This window comes from Microbacterium sp. BK668, assembly GCF_004362195.1.
Taxonomy (GTDB): Bacteria; Actinomycetota; Actinomycetes; order Actinomycetales; family Microbacteriaceae; genus Microbacterium.
The window spans coordinates 412,614-431,020 of the sequence record NZ_SNWG01000001.1; the positions used below are offsets into that span (position 1 = coordinate 412,614).

Here is an 18,407-nt window from a genome sequence, read left to right on the forward strand (position 1 = left end):
TCACGGCCGGAGGAAGACGAGCGGGCGGAGGACGATCCGGCTGGAATCGTCCTCCGCCCGCTCGATGTCCTCCGCTCGCCTTGCGTGGCAGGCGAGGTGGTGCGGATCAGGCCCCTCAGGCGACGGGGTCGACCTGCCGGCCCGCGAGCTCTTCGATGAGGTCGTCGCCGAGGCGCACCTCTTCGAACGGGGCGTCGATCTCGGCGCGGTCGAGAAGCTCCGTCATGCGGCGGCGACGCTGGCGCGTCACGAGCGTCACGACGGTGCCCGAGCGGCCGGCGCGGCCGGTGCGGCCCGAGCGGTGCAGGTACGTCTTGTACTCGTCCGGCGCGTCGGCCTGGATGACGAGATCGATGTCATCGACGTGGATGCCTCGTGCCGCGACATCCGTGGCCACCAGCACGCTGACCCGACCCGACGTGAGGCGCTCCAGGTTGCGCGTGCGCTTGGCCTGGTTGAGGTCGCCGTGGAGGGCCACCGCGTGGATGCCGGCGTCGTCGAACTGCTCGGCGAGCATCTCGGCGTAGGCGCGGGTGCGGGCGAAGACGAGCGTCTTTCCGTCGCGGTCGACGAGCGAGCCGAGGATCTCGGCCTTGTCGCGATGGTCGATCACGAGCACGCGGTGGTCGATCGTTCCGGAGTCCTGATCTTCGCCGGCGACCTCGTAGACGGCCGGGTCGACGAGGAACTCGTCGACGAGGCCGGCGACCTCGCGGTCGAGGGTCGCCGAGAAGAGGAGCTTCTGCGAGCCCTCGTCGGTCAGCCGCAGGATGCGCTGCACCGGCTCGAAGAAGCCGAGCTCGCACATGTGGTCGGCCTCGTCGAGCACCGCGATGCGGACCTCGGAGAGGTCGAGCTTGCCCTGCTCGACGAGATCCTCGATGCGGCCGGGCGTGCCGATGATGATGTCGACGCCCTTCTTGAGCGCGCCGACCTGGCGGGCCTGCGGCACGCCGCCGTAGATCTGCGTCGTGAAGAGGCCGACCGAGCGCGCGATCGGCTGGATCGTGCGGTCGATCTGGAGCGCCAGCTCGCGGGTCGGCGCCAGGATCAGGGCCTTCGGCGAGCGGCCGAACTCGCGGCGCTGGCCGGCCTGGGAGCGCAGGATCGACTCGACGAGCGGCGCGCCGAAGGCGATCGTCTTGCCCGAGCCGGTGCGGCCGCGGGCGAGGACGTCCTTGCCCTCGAGGATCGCAGGGATCGTCGAAGCCTGGATGGGGAACGGCGACGCGGCACCGAGGTCTGCGAGGACGCGGACGATGTTGTCGCCGAGCCCGAGATCGCCGAACGAGGTGCCGGCGACGTCCTCGGCCTGCACGGCCTCTGCCTGCAGGCGCTCGTGGACGACGTCGACGCGGTCTTCGTGCGCCTTGTCGCGGACGGGCGCGGCGTTCCAGTCCGAGCGGCCGGGGCCGTCGTTGCGGCGCGGGCGGTCGTCGTACGAGCGGGCGGGTCGGTCGTCCCGGCGCGGACGATCGTCGTACGAGCGCGCGGGCCGGTCGTCCCGGCGCGGACGATCGTCGTACGAGCGCGCGGGCCGGTCGTCCCGGCGCGGACGGTCGTCGTAGGAGCGCGCGGGCCGGTCGTCCCGGCGGGGACGGTCGTCGTACGAGCGCGAGGGGCGGTCGTCGTAGGCGCGGCGCGGGCGGTCGTCCGATCGGTACGAGGGGCGGGCGTCTCCGAACGTCCGGCGGTCGTCGCGATCGACGCGGTCGAGCCGCTGGGAGCGGTCCGCGCGCCCGCGGTCATCGTAGGAGCGGGCCGGACGGTCGCCGTGGTCGCGGCGCGGACGGTCGTCGAACGTCCGCACCGGACGGTCGCCGTAGTCGCGGCGCGGGCGCTCCTCGAACGAGCGGGCGGGGCGGTCGTCGCGGTCGTAGCGGTCGTACCGGGGGCGGTCGCCGTGGCCACGGCCGGAGGCGCCGCTCGCCTGGCTGCGGATCCCGTGCGCCTGCTCGCGGCCGGCCTTCTCCTGCGCGGTCCAGCGACGCTTCGCGGGCGCCTCGGCCGACTCGGGCCGGTAGCCGCGGTGGCCGGGGCTCTTGCTGCCGGGCTTCGCCGGGCGATCGGCCGAGGGTCCGTCGGTCCGGCGCTTGCGGTCCTGGAAGCTGGTCTTGGCGCCGTAGCGCGGCTCGAAGTTCTTGGCGGGTCGTCCGCCGGCGGGCTTCTTGTTCTTGGGCATGGGTGTGTCCTTCTGGGTTCTCTCGCACGAGAACAGCACTCCTCGACGCGCACGCAGGCGCTGCCGCTCGCGGCGGCATGGAGTAACCCGGACTACCGTCGGCCGGGGGCCATTCACAGTGATGGTCGTCGGAGCGGATTCGCTCCCACCATCGGCCCCTTGGACTCACAAACCCATCCGCGCGCACAGCGCGGCGTCCAGAGCCGACCTCCCTACGCTACCCGACTCGCCTGGGAGGATGCCCGGCGGGCGGGAGAATGGATGGCATGGCCGAGCTCGACTCCCACCCGATCACCGTCGCGATCGAGCGACGGATCGACCCCGACCGCACGATCGAGGCGACGAGCTGGATGCAGGCGGGCACCGACCTCGCGACGGGCTTCCCCGGCTTCCTCGGCTCGGGCTGGGTGCGCGCCGGAGAGGGATCCGACCTCTGGTACATGCTGTACCGCTTCCGCGACATGGCCACGCTCGAGGCCTGGGAGGACTCCGCGCAGCGCTCGTGGTGGCTCGACTCCGGGCGCCCGTTCGCGAGCGAAGTGCGTGTCGAGCGTCGAACCGGTATCGAGGGCTGGTTCGATGCGCCGCTGGCCACGTCCATCGAGACGCGGCACGTCGACCGGGCGACGGCGCCTGCGACCGGGCCCATCCAGCAGCCGATCCCCGCCGCGCCGCCGCGCTGGAAGCAGGCCGTCACGATCTGGCTCGGCTTCTTCCCGACCAACCTCCTCGCGTCGTGGCTCCTCGGATTCCTTCCGGGCTTCGCCGACTGGCCGCTGTGGGCCCGGGTGCTGCTCGCGACCGTCCTGCTCACCCCCGTCATGACCTACCTCGTGCTTCCGTGGATCACGCGGGCGCTGCGTCCATGGCTCCAGAAAGGCTGACATGACCGAGACCCACTACCCCACCGGCGAGCAGTACGTGCTTGCCTCGACCGACGGCCGCGTCACGGCCGAGATCGTCCAGGTGGGGGCGGCCCTCCGCGCCCTCGCCGTCGACGGTGTCGACCTCGTGCCGCGCTATCCCCTCGACATCCCCGCGCCCGCCGGGTCGGGGATGGTGCTCGTGCCGTGGCCGAACCGCGTGCGCGGCGGCCGATGGACGCAGCGCGGTGAGACCCGTCAGCTGGCGATCACCGAGCCCGCCACCGGGAATGCGTCGCACGGCCTGCTGCGGTTCGCGTCGTACACCGCGGCGGCGCAGAGCGCATCGTCCGTGACGCTCGCCCATCCCGTCGTCCCGCAGACCGGGTATCCGTTCCACCTCGGCACGAGCGTCACGTACGTGCTCGACGACGCCGGGCTCGCCGTGATGCACGCCGTCACCAACCTCGGCCGCGACGACGCACCGGTCGCTCTCGGAGCGCACCCCTACCTCTGCATCGGCGACGTCGACACGGCCGACCTGACGCTGCGCGCGTCGGGCTCGACGCGCTTCGTCGCCGACGAGCAGAAGGTGCCGGTCGCGCAGGAGCCCGTGGATGCCGCGACCGACCTGCGCTCGGGCCGTCGCGTCGGCGAGCTGGACCTCGACACCGCGTTCGGCGACCTGTCCCCGGACCCCGACGGTCGGGTCCGCACGACGCTCACGGCGCCGGACGGCCGGCGTGTGACCCTGTGGCAGGGGCGGGGCTTCGACTATGTGCAGATCTTCACCACCGACCGGTACCCGGGCCACGAGCTCGCGCTGGCGGTCGAGCCCATGACGGCCCCGGCCGACGCGCTGAACTCCGGTCGGGGCCTGCGCTGGCTCGCGCCCGGGGAGTCGTGGGAGCTGGAGTGGGGCATCGACTTCGACGCCCGACCGAACGACTGATCGCCGCGGCGGAACCACCCGCCGAGGGTGAGAGCGCCGACAGGTCCCGCCGCTTACACTGGCGCCATGCCCGAGCACCTCGCCTCCGCACCGGGAACGGATCCGCTGATCCCGCCGTCCTCGTCTGCGGCGAACGCCCCCGCCCCCAGCCTCCGCGTCATCAACGAGGCCCTCACCGCCGGACTCGCCGCCGCCGTCGTCGGTGTGGTGCTGGGTCTGGTCGTCAGCGCCGTGCGGCCGAACCTCCCGCTGTCGGGGGTGGGCTCGTTCGGCGAGATCTCCGCCCTCGCCGCCGGAGCGGTCGCCGCGGCCTCGACAGGCACCGCCTACTGGCGGTCGCGGCATTCGCCTGGCCAGGAGTGGCGACTCACGCTCGCCCCCTGGCGGTTCGCGGTCAATGCCGTCTCGGTCGTGATCGTCCACACGATCCTCGCGATCCTCGGGACGATCGCGCTCTACTACGTCCTCGGCCAGGGGTTCATCGGGCTCACGATGGAGCCGTTCTGGGCTGCCGTGCTGATGGCCGTCAACCTCTTCCTCGCCGCCCACCTCGGCTACGTGTCGGCGTCCCGCATGACGACGCAGCGGATGTCGACGCTCCTCGTCTCGTTCATCGGCATCGGGGCGCTGACCGCGACCATCACGGCGCCCGAGGCCGACTGGTGGACCTACCACTTCAGCCAGCTCGGCACCTTCGACACCGTGTCGAGCTGGATCTTCAACGGCACGCTCATCGCCGGTGGTCTCCTGGTCACGACGTTCGCCGTCTACGTCGCCAACGACATGCGCGCCCTCGTGGATCGAGGCATCCTCACCAATCCGCACAGTCCCCGCACCGTCTCGGCGGTCTTCGTAGTCATGGGCGTCATGCTGGCGTTCGTGGGCATCGTGCCCGTCGACGTGAACCTGGTGATCCACAACCTCGCCGCGACGGGCATGGCCGTCGTCTTCCTCGGCCTCCTCATCGCCGCGCCGCGTGTGCTGCGGGGGATGCCGCGCACCTTCTTCGTCACGACGTGGGGATTCCTCGCGGCTCTGGTGATCTCGGTCGCGCTGTTCGTCGTCGGCTACTTCGGCCTCACGGCTTTCGAGATCATCGTCTTCTCGCTCGTCTTCGCCTGGATCGCGGTGTTCATCCGGTTCCTCGGCGTCGCCGGACTGCGGGCGTCCGCGTGAGGGATGCCTCGTCCTCGACGGGTGGGTTCGGATCACCCCTCAGGGATTCCGCCACGCGCTCCGATACAGTGGACACCAGGGGCGTGATGCGGTATTGGGGTTGGCGTGCTCTCGCCCAAAGGAGAGCGTATCGCCCGTAGCGCCTGGACAGACCGCCCGACCGGGGAGCTTGTCGGCACGCCGGTCGGCTTGACTTGTGTGTGGTGACCCGATGTCTTCGACCATCCAGGCCGTTACCCGGCGCCCGGTATGGGCCCCGGCCTACCTCGTCAGCGCGGACCTCTTCCGAGGTTCCCGCGCCGATTCGCGGCAGCTCGCAATCACCTCGGTCGTGCTCCTTGTGCTGGGAACGGCGATCGCCGTCGCGACGACGACCGACTCCGAGTGGTGGACGCTGCACTTCAGCGAGCTGGGCACGCATCGCGACCTGTCCGGAGCGGCCTTCAACATCGGCGCCATGTCGGCAGGCGGGCTGCTCGTCGTCTTCGCCGCCCGCGTGCGGCAGGAACTCGGCGTGATCCTGCACCGGCTGGAGGCGGCCGTGCATGCGGGGACGCACGTCGCGCGACTCCTCGTCGCCCTCATCGTCTCCTTCGGCGGTCACCTCGCCCTCGTCGGCCTCGTGCCCCTCAATGTCGACACCGCACTGCACGAGCGGGGGGCGTCCGGGACGATGCTGTCGTTCCTCGGCATCCTCGTCATCATGCTCGCGAGCCCGTGGACGCCCCGGCGCGTGCGCTGGATCTCGGCGGGGATCGCCGTCGTGCTGGTGCCGGCGATCGTGGTCTTCGTCCTGGGGCTCATCACGCTCGCCCTGCTCGAGATCATCGGGTTCGGCCTCATCTTCGTCTGGCTCGTGACCTTCAGCACGGCCCTGCGGAACGCCTCGAGCGGGACGACCCGCCGCCGGGGGCGGGCCGAGGCGCCGGCGCCGGCGCGTCGGAGCAGGCTCACCCGGGTCACGGCTCGCGGCGCCGCCTCCGCGTCTGCTGCACGGGTGCTGCCGGGGTCAGTCCTGACGCGAGCAGACTCGACGGCTCCGCGGCCGGCCCAGGTGCGGCGGGCACGGTCGCAGGTACCGGCTGCGCTGCCGCCGTCGCCGACGGCAGGCTCGAGGGGCCTTCGCCCTTCCCGCCCCGGCCCGGCGCGGCATCCGTCCCGCCCGTCCTCCGCGCCTCTCGGCGTTCGCGCGCCCCTTCCACGAGGTTGTACAGGGTCGGCAGCACGAGCAGTGTCAGCACGGTCGACGAGATCAGGCCTCCGATCACGACGATCGCCAGCGGCTGCGAGATGAAGCCGCCGTGCCCCGTGATGCCGAGCGCCATCGGGGTCAGCGCGAAGATCGTCGCGAGCGCCGTCATGAGGATCGGCCGCAGTCGTCGTGAGCCGCCGGCGATCGTCGCGTCGTTCGACGACAGCCCCTTCTCGCGGTACTGGTTCACGAGGTCGACGAGCACGATCGCGTTCGTCACGACGATGCCGATGAGCATGAGCACGCCGATGAGCGATGCGACGCCGAGCGGCACCCCCGTGAGGATCTGCAGCAGGATCGCCCCGGTCGCCGCGAATGGCACCGAGATGAGCAGCAGCAGCGGCTGCCGCAGCGACTTGAACGTCGCGACCATCACGATGTAGACGATGAGGATCGCCGCCAGCAGGGCCAGGCCCAGCTGGGAGAAGGCGTCCTGCTGCTGCGTTACGACGCCGCCGATCTCGGCCTCGGTGCCCGTGGGCAGATCCACCGCGCCCAGAGCCGTGCTGATCGAGGCGGATGCCGCGTTGAGGTCGTCGGTCGACGGGGTCACCGTGACCGTCGCGGTGCGCTGCCCGCGCTGCGTCGTGATGGACGTCGGCCCCTCCGACTCCTCCACCGTCGCGACCTGGCTGAGCGGGATCGGTCCTGTCGCGCTCGGGATCTGGAGCTGCTGCAGCTGCTCGATCGTGGTGGGCGGCTCCGGCACCGCGAGATAGACCGTGAGCGCCGTGTCGTCGATCTCGACCGTGCCGATCGAACGCGGCTGCATCGTGTTGGAGACGAGCGCTCCGACGGCGACCTCCGAGAGGCCGAGCTGCGCCGCGGCGTCGCGGTCGACCGTCACGGCGACGTAGGGGAGGGATGCCGAGAGGTTGCTCGTGACCTGGCCGACGCCCTCGGCCTCCTGGACGCCCTCGACGACGCCATCCGTCGCCTCCTGCAGGGTGGTCTGGTCGGGCGCGGTGACATCGATCTCGATGTCGCTCGAGCCGAATCCGCCGCCGCCCGACGCGACCGCGACCGTGCCGACGTCGTCGAGGTCGGCGATCGCCGACTGCACGTCTTCGCGCACCTGCACCTGATCGGCGTCGGGGTCGGTCGTCACGGAGTAGGTGATGCCGCCGCTCGCCCCGCGGAAGGCGTCGCGCAGCGCCGAGCCGCTCGAGCCGATCGAGGTCTGCACGGTCTCGATGCCCTCGACTCCGAGGATGGCGTCCTCCACCTTCCGCGCAGCCTCGTCCTGGGCGTCGAGGCTCGCGGCCGGCCCGACCTCCTGCGTCACGGTGAAGGTGTTCTGACCCGAGTCGCCGAGGAAGTTGGTCTTCATGAGCGGTGCGAGCGCGATCGTGCCGATGAGCACCACGACGGCGAGGGCCAGGGTGATCCAGGAATGCCGGAGCGTCCAGCCCAGCACCGGCAGATAGGCCTTCTGCAGGCGGGTCGGCGGCGCGTCGGGCGCCTCCGGGTCGACCTCGCGGCCGGCCGCGTCGAGCACCGGCTTGCCGGGCTTGAGGAACCAATAGGCGAGCACGGGCACGATCGTGAGCGCGACCAGCAGCGAGGCGGACATCGCGATCGTGACGGTCAGCGCGAACGGCCGGAACAGCTCTCCCGTGACATCGCCGACGAAGGCGATCGGAAGGAAGACGGCGACGGTCGTGATCGTGGAGGCCGTGATGGCCGCTGCGACCTCCCGCACGGCGCGGATGATCGACGGCAGCTTCTCGGCGTCGCCGACATAGTGGCGCTTGATGTTCTCGATGACGACGATCGCGTCGTCCACGACGCGTCCGATCGCGATCGTCAGCGCGCCGAGCGTCAGGATGTTGAGCGAGTAACCGAAGGCCTGGATGCCGATGAAGGTGATGAGCACGCTCGTCGGGATCGAGATCGCCGTCACGAGCGTCGCGCGCACCGACAGCAGGAAGACGAGGATGACGAGCACGGCGAAGAAGAGACCGAGCAGCCCCTCCTGCGCGAGCGAGTCGATCGACTGCTGGATGTACGGCGCCTGATCGAAGACGATCGTGAACTCGGCCTCCTCGCCGATGGCGTCCTGCAGGTCGGGGATCGCCGCGGTGACCGCCTCCGAGACCTCGACCGTGTTGGCCGCCGGCAGCTTCGTGACGGCGATCGTGAGGGCGGGCTCGCCGTTGACGCGCGAGATCGAGGTCACGGGGTCCTGCTCCTGCGCGACGGTCGCGACATCCGCGATCGTCACGGCGCCGGCGCGCGCCTGCTCGGGCGTCGAGGGGACGAGCGGCAGCGCCGCGATCTCGTCGGCCGACGACAGCTTGGCTCCGGTCTGCACCGTCAGCGTCTGCTCCCCCTCGGTCACCGTGCCGCCGGGGAAGAGCACGCCGTTCTGCTCGAGGGCGTCCGAGATCGCCTGCTGGGTGTACCCGGCCGCGGCGAGGGCCGCGGCATCCGGGGTGATGGTGACCCGCTCGCCGCGACCGCCCACGATCTGCGCGGAGCTCACCCCGTCGATGTCTTCGAGATCGGGGATGACGGATGCCTCGAGCTGCGCCTGGATCGTCGCCTCGTCGTCGTATCCCGTGACGGCGAGCTGGATGACAGGGAGGTCGTCGAACGAGAACGAGACCACGTTGGGCTCGACGTCGGGGGGAAGGTCGCTCTTGATGCGGTTGATCGCCTGCGTGATCTTCTGCTCGGCGGTGGCGAGATCGGTGCCGTAGGTGAACGACGCCTGGATGATGGAGGCGTTCGTCGAGCTCGTCGCGGTGGTGGTCTCGAGGCCGGGAATGCCCTGGATCGCGGCCTCGATCGGCGTCGACACGTCGTTGCTGACGACGTCGGGAGACGCGCCGGGGTACGTCGTGACGATCGAGAGCTGGGGGAACTCGATGGAGGGGATCAGCTCCTGCTTGAGATTCACGAGCGCGAGCCCGCCGAAGACGGCGGCGACGATCGTGATCAGCGCGATGAGGGCGCGATTTCTGAGGCTCAGGACGGCGAGGTTCGACACGGGTGCCTTCGCTGGATGCTGGGTGACTGCCGGGAACACGGCTCCGCCCCACCCGGTGCCGAGTGATGCGGCCGATACGCGGATGTATCGAGCCTCAGTATCGCACGGTGAAACACGCGGTCTCGCCGCGGATCGTCTCCTTTCGGCGAGCGCTCAGCCGGCGATCCAGCCCGCCAGGAGCCGGCCCAGGCCGACGCCGATCGCCGCGGCGGCGACGGATGCGGCGAGGGTCCCGACGAGGTTCAGCCACGCCCAGTCCCGGCGACCTCGCCGCCCGAGCAGCACGGTCTCGACGGAGACGGTGCTGAAGGTCGTGAATCCGCCGAGGAGGCCCACGCCGATCGCGGTCGCCCACGAGGCGTCGACAAGCGCGGCGAGGCCCGTGAGCAGTCCCAGCCCGAAGGAGCCCGTGACGTTCACCACGAGGATCCCGACGGGGAACGCGCCGCGCCGCCCGCGCATGACGAGCGCGTCCACCGCGTAGCGCAGGCCGGCGCCGAGGCCACCCGCTCCGGCGACGACGAGGATCAGCATCCACCCGGTCATTCGGCCACCTCCGGCGGCTCGATACGCGCGCGCACACCGACGATCCCGTGCCCGAGCCGGAGCCCGATCCCCGCCGCGAGCACCCCGCCGAAGAGGGAGACGGCCGCGAGGGCGAGACTGAGCACGGGGGCCGTACCGCCGAGCTCGACGACGTGGACGGCGAAGGCGCTGTAGGTCGTGAAGCCGCCGAGCACCCCCGTGCCGAAGAAGGCGCGGGTGAGGGGGCGGCTGTCCCCGATCCACCCGACGACGAGGCCGAGGAGGAGCGACCCCGCGAGGTTGATGACGAGCGTGGCGGCCGGCACCGCGAAGGCGTCGTCCACGGCGCCGAGTGGGACGACGAAGAGCGTGCGCAGCGCGACCCCGATCGCGCCGCCCAGCACCACCGCGACGAACGCGGCCGGCGTGAACGCGCGCGTGCGGGCCATGGCGCCACTGTACGAGCGACATCGCGCCCCGCCGGGTACGCGCGCCGGGCGATCAGGGGCTGAGGAGCTTGCGGATCGCCGATTCGGGCGAGACATCCAGGTCGAGCAGCCGCCCGCGCTCGTACAGCTTGAACACCCGAGGATCGATGTAGCTCGAGCGAGCCACGGAGGGGGTGTTGCCGAGCGCCTCCGCCGTCGCGCGCACGGCGAGCAGCTCGGCGCGCTTGCGGTCGCGCTCCGTGTCGACCGTCCCGATACGGGCGAGGGCATCGGCGGCGAGTATCGTCCCGCGGAGGGTGCGGAAGTCCTTCGCGGTGAAGCGCTCCCCCGTCAGGGTGCGGATGTGGGTGTTGACCTCGCTCGGGGTCAGCGTCAGCCGTCGGCGGCCGCGCCGGTACCACAGCAGATGCGCGCTCTGCTTTCCGACGCGGAGCTCGTCGATCGCCGGGGCGAGCTCGCCGTCGTCGATCTCGATGTACGCCCGCTGCCCGCTCTTGGCGGGGAACGACAGGGTGACGACGGACGCCTCGACCGAGGCATCCCGTCTCAGCAGCGTCGTGAGGCCGCGGCTGCCGTGCCGCTCGAGGTACCTCGCCGACCCGATGCGGGGCGCGCCTTCGTCGAGGAGCCGGAACGAGACGGCCAGCACCTTCTCACGCGTGAGACCTTCCGTGCGCAGCGCCGTCGTGACGCGACGGCGCGCGGAGGGCAGGGCCTGGGCGAGCTCGAGCGCCCGCGCGTACTTGCCCTTGTCGCGCCGTTCGCGCCAGCGGGGGTGATACAGGTACTGGCGCCTGCCCGCGTCATCCGTCCCCACCGCCTGGATGTGACCGAACGGATTCGTCGAGATCCACACGTCCTCCCACGCCGGGGGGATGACGAGCTCGGAGATGCGCTCACGGTCGTCGTCGCTCGCGGCGGATCCGTCCGGTGCGACGTAGCGGAAGCCCGACCCCGCGCGCACGCGGCGGATGCCCGGGTCCTGGCCCGGTCGCACGCGGGTCAGCCGTGCCACAGCGGCCGCCCCTAGCGGCTGCGGAGCATGTCGATGAGCCCCGCTTCCCGTGTGCCGGAACCGATCGAGCCGTGTGGTCGAGGCATGGCGCGATCCCCCTTCCCGAGTCCGTCGTCTGAACGCTATTTCGCGGGCATGCCGGTGACGGGGGGATTGACAGCGGCGACCGCCACCACTAGCCGCCACCGCGGACACGCGGTTCAACCGGGCGGCTAGCACCGCCGTTCCCGCGGCGTCAAGGCCCTCCCTGCCGATGCTCGGCGATGCCACGGTTGTTTCCATGCCAACCCAGGCATCCGCTCACCCGAGCGGCCCCCACAGGAGAAGGAGCCCCCCTCATGAACCTGGCCCTGATCATCATCATCGTCATCGCGATCATCCTTGCGATCGTCGGCGGACTGAACTCCGCCCTGAACTGGCTGCTATGGGTGGCGATCATCGTGGGCATCATCGCCCTGATCGTCTTCCTGTTCCGACTCATCAGCGGCGGACGAAACCGCGTGTAAGGCATCCCCCTGGTGGGCTCCGCGCATCGGGCGCGCGGAGCCCACTGCCATGCTGACGCCGGTCGGCGGCCCAGGGGGGCGCCAGCCGGCCGGCGTCGCAGGGGCCCGCGTCGGCTCAGGCAGGACGCGCAGAAGAGCGGATGCCCGAGCTTCGGGCATCCGCTCTTCGTGTCTCCGCCGGCGGTCTAGAGGTTGGCCTCGGCGTAGGTGCGGAGTGCGTCGCGGACGAACTCAGCCCCGTGTGCGCCGCCGTAGTTCTTCCCGAACCGCGGATCGGCCGCGTACATCTCACCGAGGCCGATGACGTATCCCTTGACGTCTCCGCCGGGCGTCCCGGCGGGGGTGCCCGGGATGCCGGTCAGCCACTCCACATGGCGGCGGGCGAGATCCTGGGCTTCAGCGCTGTCGGGCGCGACACCCGACTCGGCGGCGGCGATCCACGCACGGCCGAGTGACTCGGTGCTGGTCCCCCATTGCGCCTTCTCGGCGGCGGTCATGCCGCGCCACCAGGCGTCGGAGCGCGCGTAGGCGTCCTTCCCCCAGCGCTCCTCGACCTCGTCCCGGTACTGCGTGTGGTCGAAGCCGTCGAACATGTTCTCTGCCATCAGTCGTTCACCTCCTCTCAAGGCGTCGATGGTGTTCTCGACCGACGCGATCTGCCGGACGAGCCGCTCCTGCTCCTGGCGCAGCCACGCGAGGTGGCCCTCCAGCGCGCTCGCTTCGGAGGTCGGCCGCGCGAGCACTTCGGCGACCTGCGGCAGGCCGAGGCCGAGCTCGCGCAGGAGCAGGATGCGCTGCAGCCGGACGAGAGCAGCCTCGTCGTACTGCCGATAGCCGTTCGAGCCGATGCTCGACGGCGGCAGGAGGCCGATGTCGTCGTAGTGACGCAGCGTGCGACTGGTCGTCCCCGCCAGCCGGGCGATCTGCTGGATGGACCACTCCATGGTCTTCCTCTCTTCTCCTTCCTACGACGGTAGAGGTTGACGCAGCGTCAAGGTCAAGCGCACCGTTCGCAGAGAAGGTTGACATACTCGCGATATATCGTGTTACCCTCGCTGTCACGCGATATATCGCGAGTCAGCCCCGAAGAAGGAGAACCTCATGACTCTCGAGAAGTGGATCATCCACCCTGGTGAGACGCGCGTCATCGACATCGAGGACGTGCGCAAGCTCAAGATCGGCCTCGTCGGCGGCCAGATCGACGTCGTCGCGCACGACGAGCCCGGCGTCCGCATCGAGGTGCACGCCGTGACGATCAAAGACCTGCGCATCGAGGCGACGGGCGACGTCGTCGAGATCGACCACCCGCAGCTGCGCTGGGACAACTTCCTCGAGGTCTTCCGCAACTTCGGCGCGGGCGGCCCGAAGGCCGAGATCAGCGTCGCGGTTCCGCGGGACATCGCCCTGAACCTCGGGGTCGTGACCGCGAGCGCACTCGTGTCCGGCATCCGCAGCGACGTCAAGCTCAACACGGTGTCGGGCGACATCATCGCCGACGGCATCGTGGGCGACGCGTCGGTCAACGCGGTGTCGGGCGACGTGCAGATCCGCGAGCTCACCGGGAGCCTCAACGCGAACAGCGTCTCCGGCGCCGTCGCCGCGACGGGGTCGCTGCGCAAGGCCACGGTCGACACCGTCTCGGGCGCCGTGCTGGTCGACTCGGCCGGAGAGATGCACTCCGTCAACATCAACACCGTCGCCGGAAGCGCGACGATCCGCCTCGACGAGGGCCTCCCCGCCAACTACGCGGTGCGCAGCGTCAGCGGCCGCGTGCAGGTCGACGGCACCGTCCGCTCCGGCCACGGCTCGTTCACGACGAACTACACCGGCTCGGTCGGCGAGCTGAGCGGCACCTTCGCCGACGTGCGCGCCAACACCGTCTCGGGCGACGTCACGGTGCTCCGCCGGGCGGCCGTCACGACGCTCGACGACGGCGCGCGCGCCCCCGAGGTCGAGAACGGCTCCGGCACCGACAGCGCGATCGACGCCCCGAACGAGGGAGCCTGGTGATGCCTCCCGTCTTCTCCCACGGCGATCTGCGCCTGTACCTGCTCAATCTCCTCGACGAGGGACCGCGGCACGGCTACGACATCATGCAGGCGCTGTCCGACCGCACCGGAGGCACGTACACCCCGAGCGCCGGCACGATCTACCCGCGGCTGGCGAAGCTCGAGGAAGAGGGGCTCGTCAGCAAGACGGTCGACGGTCGCAAGACGATCTATCGCATCACCCCGGCGGGCCACGCCGAGGTCGAGGCGCGCGCCGGAGATCTGGAAGGCATCGAGGCGGGGCTGGCCGACTCCGTGCGGCTCATCGCCGAGGAGGTGCGCGGCAGCGTCCGCGAGGCGATGAAGAGCCTGCGCGCCGACCTCGCCGCCGCGGCGCAGGATGAGCGGGCGGGCACGCGGACGATGACGGATGCCTCGCCTCCCGGCGACGACCCCCGCGTGCACAGTCGCGAGCAGCTGCACCGGGCCGAGGCGGCCGTCGCCGAGTTCCGCGCCCGCGTCCGCAGCGACCTGCGCACGCACGTCGCCCGCGGCGGGATGCTCGCCGCGTCGATCGTGGACGACCTCGAGTCGGCCCTCGACGACGCCGCCCGTTCCGTCACGCGCGCGCTGCGCGGCTGACCGCCCCGCCCGGGGACCAGGTCCCGCGCATCGGCGAGACCCGCGTCGAGATCACGGGAATGGCGGGTGGGACAGCATCCCGCCCGTCATTCCTGCGATCTGGACGGGCCGGCCGTCAGGAGGGCCAGATCTCCTGATCGTCGGGGACCGGCTCGCCGAGCGGCACGACGAGGATCGGCCGGTGCTGGCGGTGCGCGAGGCGCGCCGCGACCGAGCCGGTGAAGAACTCGCGGATGGACTCGCCGATGCCCCGCTTGCGCGTGCCCACCACGATGAGCCGCGCATCGATCTCTTCGGCGAGGTGCTTGATGGCCAGGGCGGGGTCTCCGACGAGCTGACGGATGCTCCACGAGAGGTCGGCTTCCCCGAGGACGGCCTCGGTCTCGCTGCGCACCCGGCCGAGGTCGGCTTCGCCGCCCCCGATGTTCATGTCGATCGGAGCGGTGTGCACGTACCCGTCGGGATCCTCGTATGTGACGAAGCGCGTGACATCCACGTGCACGACGAGCAGCGGCGCGCCGAAGGCCCTCGCATAGCGCGCCGCCTCCTTCACGACGCGCGCGGGCTCGCCGGGCACGACCCCGACGATCACGGCGCCGCGCACGGCGTCGCCTTCGCTCGCACTGCTCGGAACCTCGGATGCCTCATCCGCCATTGGTCCATCGCCCCTTCCGCATGGGTGTGGAGCCGCCGGTGCCCCGATGCTCCGTGTTATTCTGAATGCTACTCTTACCGGCTCCCCGGCCGGATCGTGATTGGGCGGGCGAGAGCCGGCGGAACACTCCGCGAACAGCCCGCGGCTCAGAAATGAGGGGGTCTCGCATGGGGCGTGGCCGTCAGAAGGCGAAGCACACCAAGATCGCTCGCGAACTGAAGTCGTACAGCCCGAGCGTGAACTACGCTGCGCTCGAGCGCGAACTCGGTCATCCGGACGACGAGCAGTACGTCGACAAGTGGGCCGACCAGTACGCCGACGAATACGAGGACGAGAAGGCCTGACCGCTTCGCGGATCCTTCTCGCCGTGCGCTGAGCCCCGGCCACCGCTGCCGGCGGGTCTCAGCGCCCACTCGCGTGCGCGGGCTACGACCAGGCGCCGTGCCGCCGCTCCCACTCGTCCTCGACGGTGTGCGGCCGCGCGATCACGAACCCCGCCGGGATCGCCGCCGCGACGACGACGGCGAGCACCCACAGCGGCGCCGCCCAGCCGTCGGTCGCGTCGTGGAGCAGCCCGATGCTCACGGGGAACACCGAGACGATGGCGTACCCGATGCTCTGGACGAAGCTGCTCAGGGCGACGGATGCCTCGTGGGTGCGCGACCGCAGGCCGAGGAGCACGAGGGTCAGCGGGAAGAACAGCGGGCCGATGCCCAGGAGCGCGACCCATAGCCACGGGGCTGCGGACGGGGCGAGCAGGAGCCCCGCGATCCCGGCGAGCCCGCTTCCCACCGCGACGGCGAACAGCGGGGCGATCGCGTTGTACCGTGCGACGAGCACCGGCACCGCGAGCGATGCCGGAAGACCCATGAACGCGAAGAGGGACAGCAGCGTGCCCGCCTGGGCGTTGGACACGCCCGCCGTCTGCACGAGGATCGTCGGCAGCCACGCGAACGAGGTGTAGGCGAGGGTGCCCGAGACGACGAAGATGACCGTGAGCGCCCACACCAGCGGCAGGCGCCACAGCCGCCCGAAGACCCTGGGATTCGCCGACTCGACGTCCTCGTCCCCGCCGGCCCCGCCGGCCCCGCCGGCCCCGCCGTCCCCGCGCTCCCGCACGAGGAGGGCGATCCAGGGGATCACGGCCACGGCGGCGAACACGGCCCACAGCCCGAGCGACAGGCGCCAGCTCGCGGCATCCGCCACCGGCACGGCCACCAGCGGCGGAAGGAACGTCGACACCGCCATCGTCGTGGAGTAGATCGTCGTCATGATGCCGATGCGATCCGGGAAGTGCTTCTTCACCAGCGGCGGCAGCAGCACATTCCCGGTGCCCACCGCGGCGAAGATGATCGCGGTGGACCCGAGAAGCGTCAGGGAGTCGACCGCGAGGCTGCGGGCGACGAGCCCCAGCACCGCGATCGCCATCGCCGCCACGACGAGCCGCTCGAGCCCGAAGCGGCGCTCGAGCGCCGGTGTGAGCAGTCCGGCGACCGCGTAGCAGACGGGCGGCGCGGTGCCGATCAGCCCCACGACGGGGGCGGGGACGGCGAAGTCCTGCGTGACGTGGTCGAGGAGGGGGGACAGCGACCCCACGGCCGAGCGCAGCGAGAAGGCGAACAGGACGATGCCGACGAGGGCGAGCGCCCGTCCGCGCCACAGCGGCCGCGCCGGCGGAGAGGAGCTCACCGAGGAAGCCCGCGTTCGGCCTCCCGCGGGCGGTGGAGGCCCGCGTGTCGGCCGATCAAGACTCCTGCGACCCCTCGACCCAGGCGAGATACTCCTCCGACACCGTGCCGGTCACGTAGCGGCCGTCGAAGCAGCTCATGTCGAGGTCGTCGATGTCGGAGCCCTCGAGGATGGCCGCCTTCAGGTCTTCGACCTCCTGGTAGACGATGTAGTCGGCGCCGAGCTCCCGGGCGATCTCGGGAATCGTGCGGCCGTGCGCGACGAGCTCGTGACGCGAGGGCATGTTGATGCCGTAGACGTGCGGGTAACGGACGGGTGGAGCGGCCGAGGCGAACGTCACGCTCCGGGCCCCGGCATCCCGCGCCATCTGGATGATCTCCTTCGACGTCGTGCCCCGCACGATCGAGTCGTCGATGAGGAGCACGTTCTTGCCCTTGAACTCCGTCGACATGGCGTTGAGCTTCTGCCGGACGCTCTTCTTGCGCACCGCCTGACCCGGCATGATGAACGTCCGGCCGACGTAGCGGTTCTTGTAGAAGCCCTCGCGGTACTCGACGCCCAGCTTGCGCGCGACCTGCATCGCGGCGGGGCGCGACGAGTCGGGGATCGGCATGACGACGTCGATCGCGCCCTTCGGCGTGTACTTCGCGATCGTGTCGGCCAGGCGCTCGCCCATGCGCAGGCGCGCCTCGTAGACCGAGATGCCGTTCATCACGGAGTCGGGACGGGCGAGATAGACGTACTCGAACGAGCAGGGCGCGAGCTGGGCGGCGGGCGCGCACTGCTTGGTGTGCAGGTGCCCGTCCAGATCGACGAACACGGCCTCGCCGGGATCGACGTCGCGCACGACCTCGAACCCCCCGTTCTCGAGGACGAGCGATTCGGAGGCGACGATCCACTCGTATCCGCCGGTCTCGGCGGGCCGCGTGCCGATGATGAGCGGACGGATGCCGAAGGGGTCGCGGAAGGCCAGCAGGCCGTAGCCGGCGAGCAGCGCGATGGCGGCGTACGAGCCCTCGACGCGCTCGTGCACGCGCGCGACCGCGTCGAAGACCTGCTCGGGGTCGAGGCGCAGGCCCGTGATCGAGGACTGCAGCTCGTTGGCCAGCACGTTGACGAGCAGCTCGGTGTCGGAGCTGGTGTTGAGGTGCCGGCGGTCCTTGTGGAAGAGCTCGTCGGTGAGCTCGCGCGTGTTGGTGAGGTTGCCGTTGTGGACGAGGACGATGCCGTACGGGGCGTTGACGTAGAAGGGCTGCGCCTCCTCCTCGCTCGACGCCGTGCCCTTCGTCGCGTACCGGACGTGGCCGAGGCCGATGTCGCCGAGGAGGGATCGCATGTCGCGCGTGCGGAACGCCTCGCGCACCTGGCCGCGCTGCTTGGTCATGTGGAAGACGCCGTTGCGCTCCGCCGTCGCGATGCCCGTCGAGTCCTGCCCGCGATGCTGCAGCAGGAGGAGGGCGTCGTAGATCTCCTGGTTGACGGATCCCTGGCCGACCATCCCGACGATTCCGCACATGGGGT

General features: G+C 70.8%; 17 protein-coding genes. 7 read left to right on the forward strand and 10 right to left on the reverse strand.

What is annotated here, in order from left to right:
• Nucleotides 1-115: 115 nt before the first annotated feature.
• On the reverse strand, nucleotides 116-2,182 hold the full coding sequence (locus tag EV279_RS01820; RefSeq protein ID WP_133541236.1) for a DEAD/DEAH box helicase: 2,067 nt from the start codon (nucleotides 2,180-2,182) through the stop codon (nucleotides 116-118).
• A 266-nt stretch (nucleotides 2,183-2,448) separates the two neighbouring features.
• Here EV279_RS01820 and EV279_RS01825 point away from each other — a divergent pair, with 266 nt between their 5' ends.
• From EV279_RS01825 to EV279_RS01835, 3 genes are all read left to right on the forward strand, one after another.
• Nucleotides 2,449-3,066 (forward strand): antibiotic biosynthesis monooxygenase, encoded by a 618-nt coding sequence (locus EV279_RS01825; protein ID WP_166644418.1) that lies wholly within the window; start codon nucleotides 2,449-2,451, stop codon nucleotides 3,064-3,066.
• Nucleotide 3,067: 1 nt separating this feature from the next.
• A complete protein-coding gene (locus EV279_RS01830; RefSeq protein WP_133541238.1) occupies nucleotides 3,068-3,997 on the forward strand; it encodes an aldose 1-epimerase family protein in 930 nt (309 codons plus the stop codon).
• Nucleotides 3,998-4,063: 66 nt separating this feature from the next.
• The gene (locus tag EV279_RS01835) at nucleotides 4,064-5,173 is read left to right on the forward strand and encodes a DUF998 domain-containing protein (RefSeq protein WP_133541239.1); all 1,110 of its coding nucleotides are present in this window, start codon (nucleotides 4,064-4,066) and stop codon (nucleotides 5,171-5,173) included.
• A 600-nt stretch (nucleotides 5,174-5,773) separates the two neighbouring features.
• Here the strand turns inward: EV279_RS01835 and EV279_RS01840 are convergent.
• The 5 genes from EV279_RS01840 to EV279_RS01860 form a co-directional block, all read right to left on the reverse strand.
• Entirely contained in the window at nucleotides 5,774-6,127 is a 354-nt protein-coding gene (locus EV279_RS01840; RefSeq protein ID WP_133541240.1) for a hypothetical protein, read from the reverse strand.
• A 5-nt stretch (nucleotides 6,128-6,132) separates the two neighbouring features.
• Nucleotides 6,133-9,417 (reverse strand): efflux RND transporter permease subunit, encoded by a 3,285-nt coding sequence (locus tag EV279_RS01845; protein ID WP_133541241.1) that lies wholly within the window; start codon nucleotides 9,415-9,417, stop codon nucleotides 6,133-6,135.
• A gap of 153 nt (nucleotides 9,418-9,570) precedes the next feature.
• Nucleotides 9,571-9,963 carry a CrcB family protein gene (locus EV279_RS01850; RefSeq protein ID WP_133541242.1) on the reverse strand — a complete coding sequence of 131 codons (393 nt, stop codon included), beginning with the start codon at nucleotides 9,961-9,963 and terminating at the stop codon, nucleotides 9,571-9,573.
• Complete coding sequence (locus EV279_RS01855) at nucleotides 9,960-10,391, reverse strand: CrcB family protein (RefSeq protein ID WP_133541243.1); 432 nt, start codon at nucleotides 10,389-10,391, stop codon at nucleotides 9,960-9,962. Before EV279_RS01855 ends, EV279_RS01850 begins: the two co-directional genes overlap by 4 nt.
• A gap of 52 nt (nucleotides 10,392-10,443) precedes the next feature.
• A complete protein-coding gene (locus EV279_RS01860) occupies nucleotides 10,444-11,406 on the reverse strand; it encodes a DNA topoisomerase IB (RefSeq protein WP_208109449.1) in 963 nt (320 codons plus the stop codon).
• Nucleotides 11,407-11,744: 338 nt separating this feature from the next.
• Between EV279_RS01860 and EV279_RS16770 the strand changes: the two genes are divergently transcribed.
• A complete protein-coding gene (locus tag EV279_RS16770) occupies nucleotides 11,745-11,912 on the forward strand; it encodes a hypothetical protein (protein WP_165126072.1) in 168 nt (55 codons plus the stop codon).
• Between the two features lie 185 nt (nucleotides 11,913-12,097).
• Here the strand turns inward: EV279_RS16770 and EV279_RS01865 are convergent, their stop codons facing one another.
• Nucleotides 12,098-12,856, reverse strand: coding sequence for a MerR family transcriptional regulator (locus EV279_RS01865; RefSeq protein WP_133541244.1), 759 nt, complete (start codon nucleotides 12,854-12,856; stop codon nucleotides 12,098-12,100).
• A gap of 157 nt (nucleotides 12,857-13,013) precedes the next feature.
• On the opposite strand from EV279_RS01865, the gene EV279_RS01870 reads away from it, so the two are divergent.
• The gene (locus EV279_RS01870) at nucleotides 13,014-13,922 is read left to right on the forward strand and encodes a DUF4097 family beta strand repeat-containing protein (RefSeq protein WP_133541245.1); all 909 of its coding nucleotides are present in this window, start codon (nucleotides 13,014-13,016) and stop codon (nucleotides 13,920-13,922) included.
• Nucleotides 13,922-14,542 (forward strand): PadR family transcriptional regulator, encoded by a 621-nt coding sequence (locus EV279_RS01875; protein WP_133541246.1) that lies wholly within the window; start codon nucleotides 13,922-13,924, stop codon nucleotides 14,540-14,542. The genes EV279_RS01870 and EV279_RS01875 overlap by 1 nt, the downstream gene beginning before the upstream one ends.
• Nucleotides 14,543-14,657: 115 nt before the next feature.
• Here EV279_RS01875 and EV279_RS01880 read toward each other — a convergent pair whose 3' ends face one another.
• Nucleotides 14,658-15,197 (reverse strand): universal stress protein, encoded by a 540-nt coding sequence (locus EV279_RS01880; RefSeq protein ID WP_133541247.1) that lies wholly within the window; start codon nucleotides 15,195-15,197, stop codon nucleotides 14,658-14,660.
• A 167-nt stretch (nucleotides 15,198-15,364) separates the two neighbouring features.
• Between EV279_RS01880 and EV279_RS01885 the strand changes: the two genes are divergently transcribed.
• Nucleotides 15,365-15,541: a DUF3073 domain-containing protein gene (locus EV279_RS01885; protein ID WP_133541248.1), complete on the forward strand. Its 177-nt coding sequence runs from the start codon at nucleotides 15,365-15,367 to the stop codon at nucleotides 15,539-15,541.
• A gap of 82 nt (nucleotides 15,542-15,623) precedes the next feature.
• Here the strand turns inward: EV279_RS01885 and EV279_RS01890 are convergent, their stop codons facing one another.
• Together EV279_RS01890 and purF are read right to left on the reverse strand one after the other, a co-directional pair.
• Entirely contained in the window at nucleotides 15,624-16,886 is a 1,263-nt protein-coding gene (locus EV279_RS01890; protein ID WP_133541249.1) for an MFS transporter, read from the reverse strand.
• Nucleotides 16,887-16,941: 55 nt separating this feature from the next.
• Nucleotides 16,942-18,402, reverse strand: a complete 1,461-nt coding sequence (gene purF, locus EV279_RS01895; protein WP_133541250.1) for an amidophosphoribosyltransferase — start codon at nucleotides 18,400-18,402, stop codon at nucleotides 16,942-16,944.
• Between the last annotated feature and the right edge of the window lie 5 nt (nucleotides 18,403-18,407).

What these genes read in the sequence shown, in the direction of transcription:
- EV279_RS01820 (WP_133541236.1), bottom strand. Translation starts at nt 2,182, where the DNA reads ATGCCCAAGAACAAGAAGCCCGCCGGCGGACGACCCGCCAAGAACTTC.
- EV279_RS01885 (WP_133541248.1), top strand. Translation starts at nt 15,365, where the DNA reads ATGGGGCGTGGCCGTCAGAAGGCGAAGCACACCAAGATCGCTCGCGAA.
- purF (WP_133541250.1), bottom strand. Translation starts at nt 18,402, where the DNA reads ATGTGCGGAATCGTCGGGATGGTCGGCCAGGGATCCGTCAACCAGGAG.
- EV279_RS01865 (WP_133541244.1), bottom strand. Translation starts at nt 12,856, where the DNA reads ATGGAGTGGTCCATCCAGCAGATCGCCCGGCTGGCGGGGACGACCAGT.
- EV279_RS01825 (WP_166644418.1), top strand. Translation starts at nt 2,449, where the DNA reads ATGGCCGAGCTCGACTCCCACCCGATCACCGTCGCGATCGAGCGACGG.
- EV279_RS01855 (WP_133541243.1), bottom strand. Translation starts at nt 10,391, where the DNA reads ATGGCCCGCACGCGCGCGTTCACGCCGGCCGCGTTCGTCGCGGTGGTG.
- EV279_RS01830 (WP_133541238.1), top strand. Translation starts at nt 3,068, where the DNA reads ATGACCGAGACCCACTACCCCACCGGCGAGCAGTACGTGCTTGCCTCG.
- EV279_RS01875 (WP_133541246.1), top strand. Translation starts at nt 13,922, where the DNA reads ATGCCTCCCGTCTTCTCCCACGGCGATCTGCGCCTGTACCTGCTCAAT.
- EV279_RS01880 (WP_133541247.1), bottom strand. Translation starts at nt 15,197, where the DNA reads ATGGCGGATGAGGCATCCGAGGTTCCGAGCAGTGCGAGCGAAGGCGAC.
- EV279_RS16770 (WP_165126072.1), top strand. Translation starts at nt 11,745, where the DNA reads ATGAACCTGGCCCTGATCATCATCATCGTCATCGCGATCATCCTTGCG.
- EV279_RS01850 (WP_133541242.1), bottom strand. Translation starts at nt 9,963, where the DNA reads ATGACCGGGTGGATGCTGATCCTCGTCGTCGCCGGAGCGGGTGGCCTC.
- EV279_RS01870 (WP_133541245.1), top strand. Translation starts at nt 13,014, where the DNA reads ATGACTCTCGAGAAGTGGATCATCCACCCTGGTGAGACGCGCGTCATC.
- EV279_RS01835 (WP_133541239.1), top strand. Translation starts at nt 4,064, where the DNA reads ATGCCCGAGCACCTCGCCTCCGCACCGGGAACGGATCCGCTGATCCCG.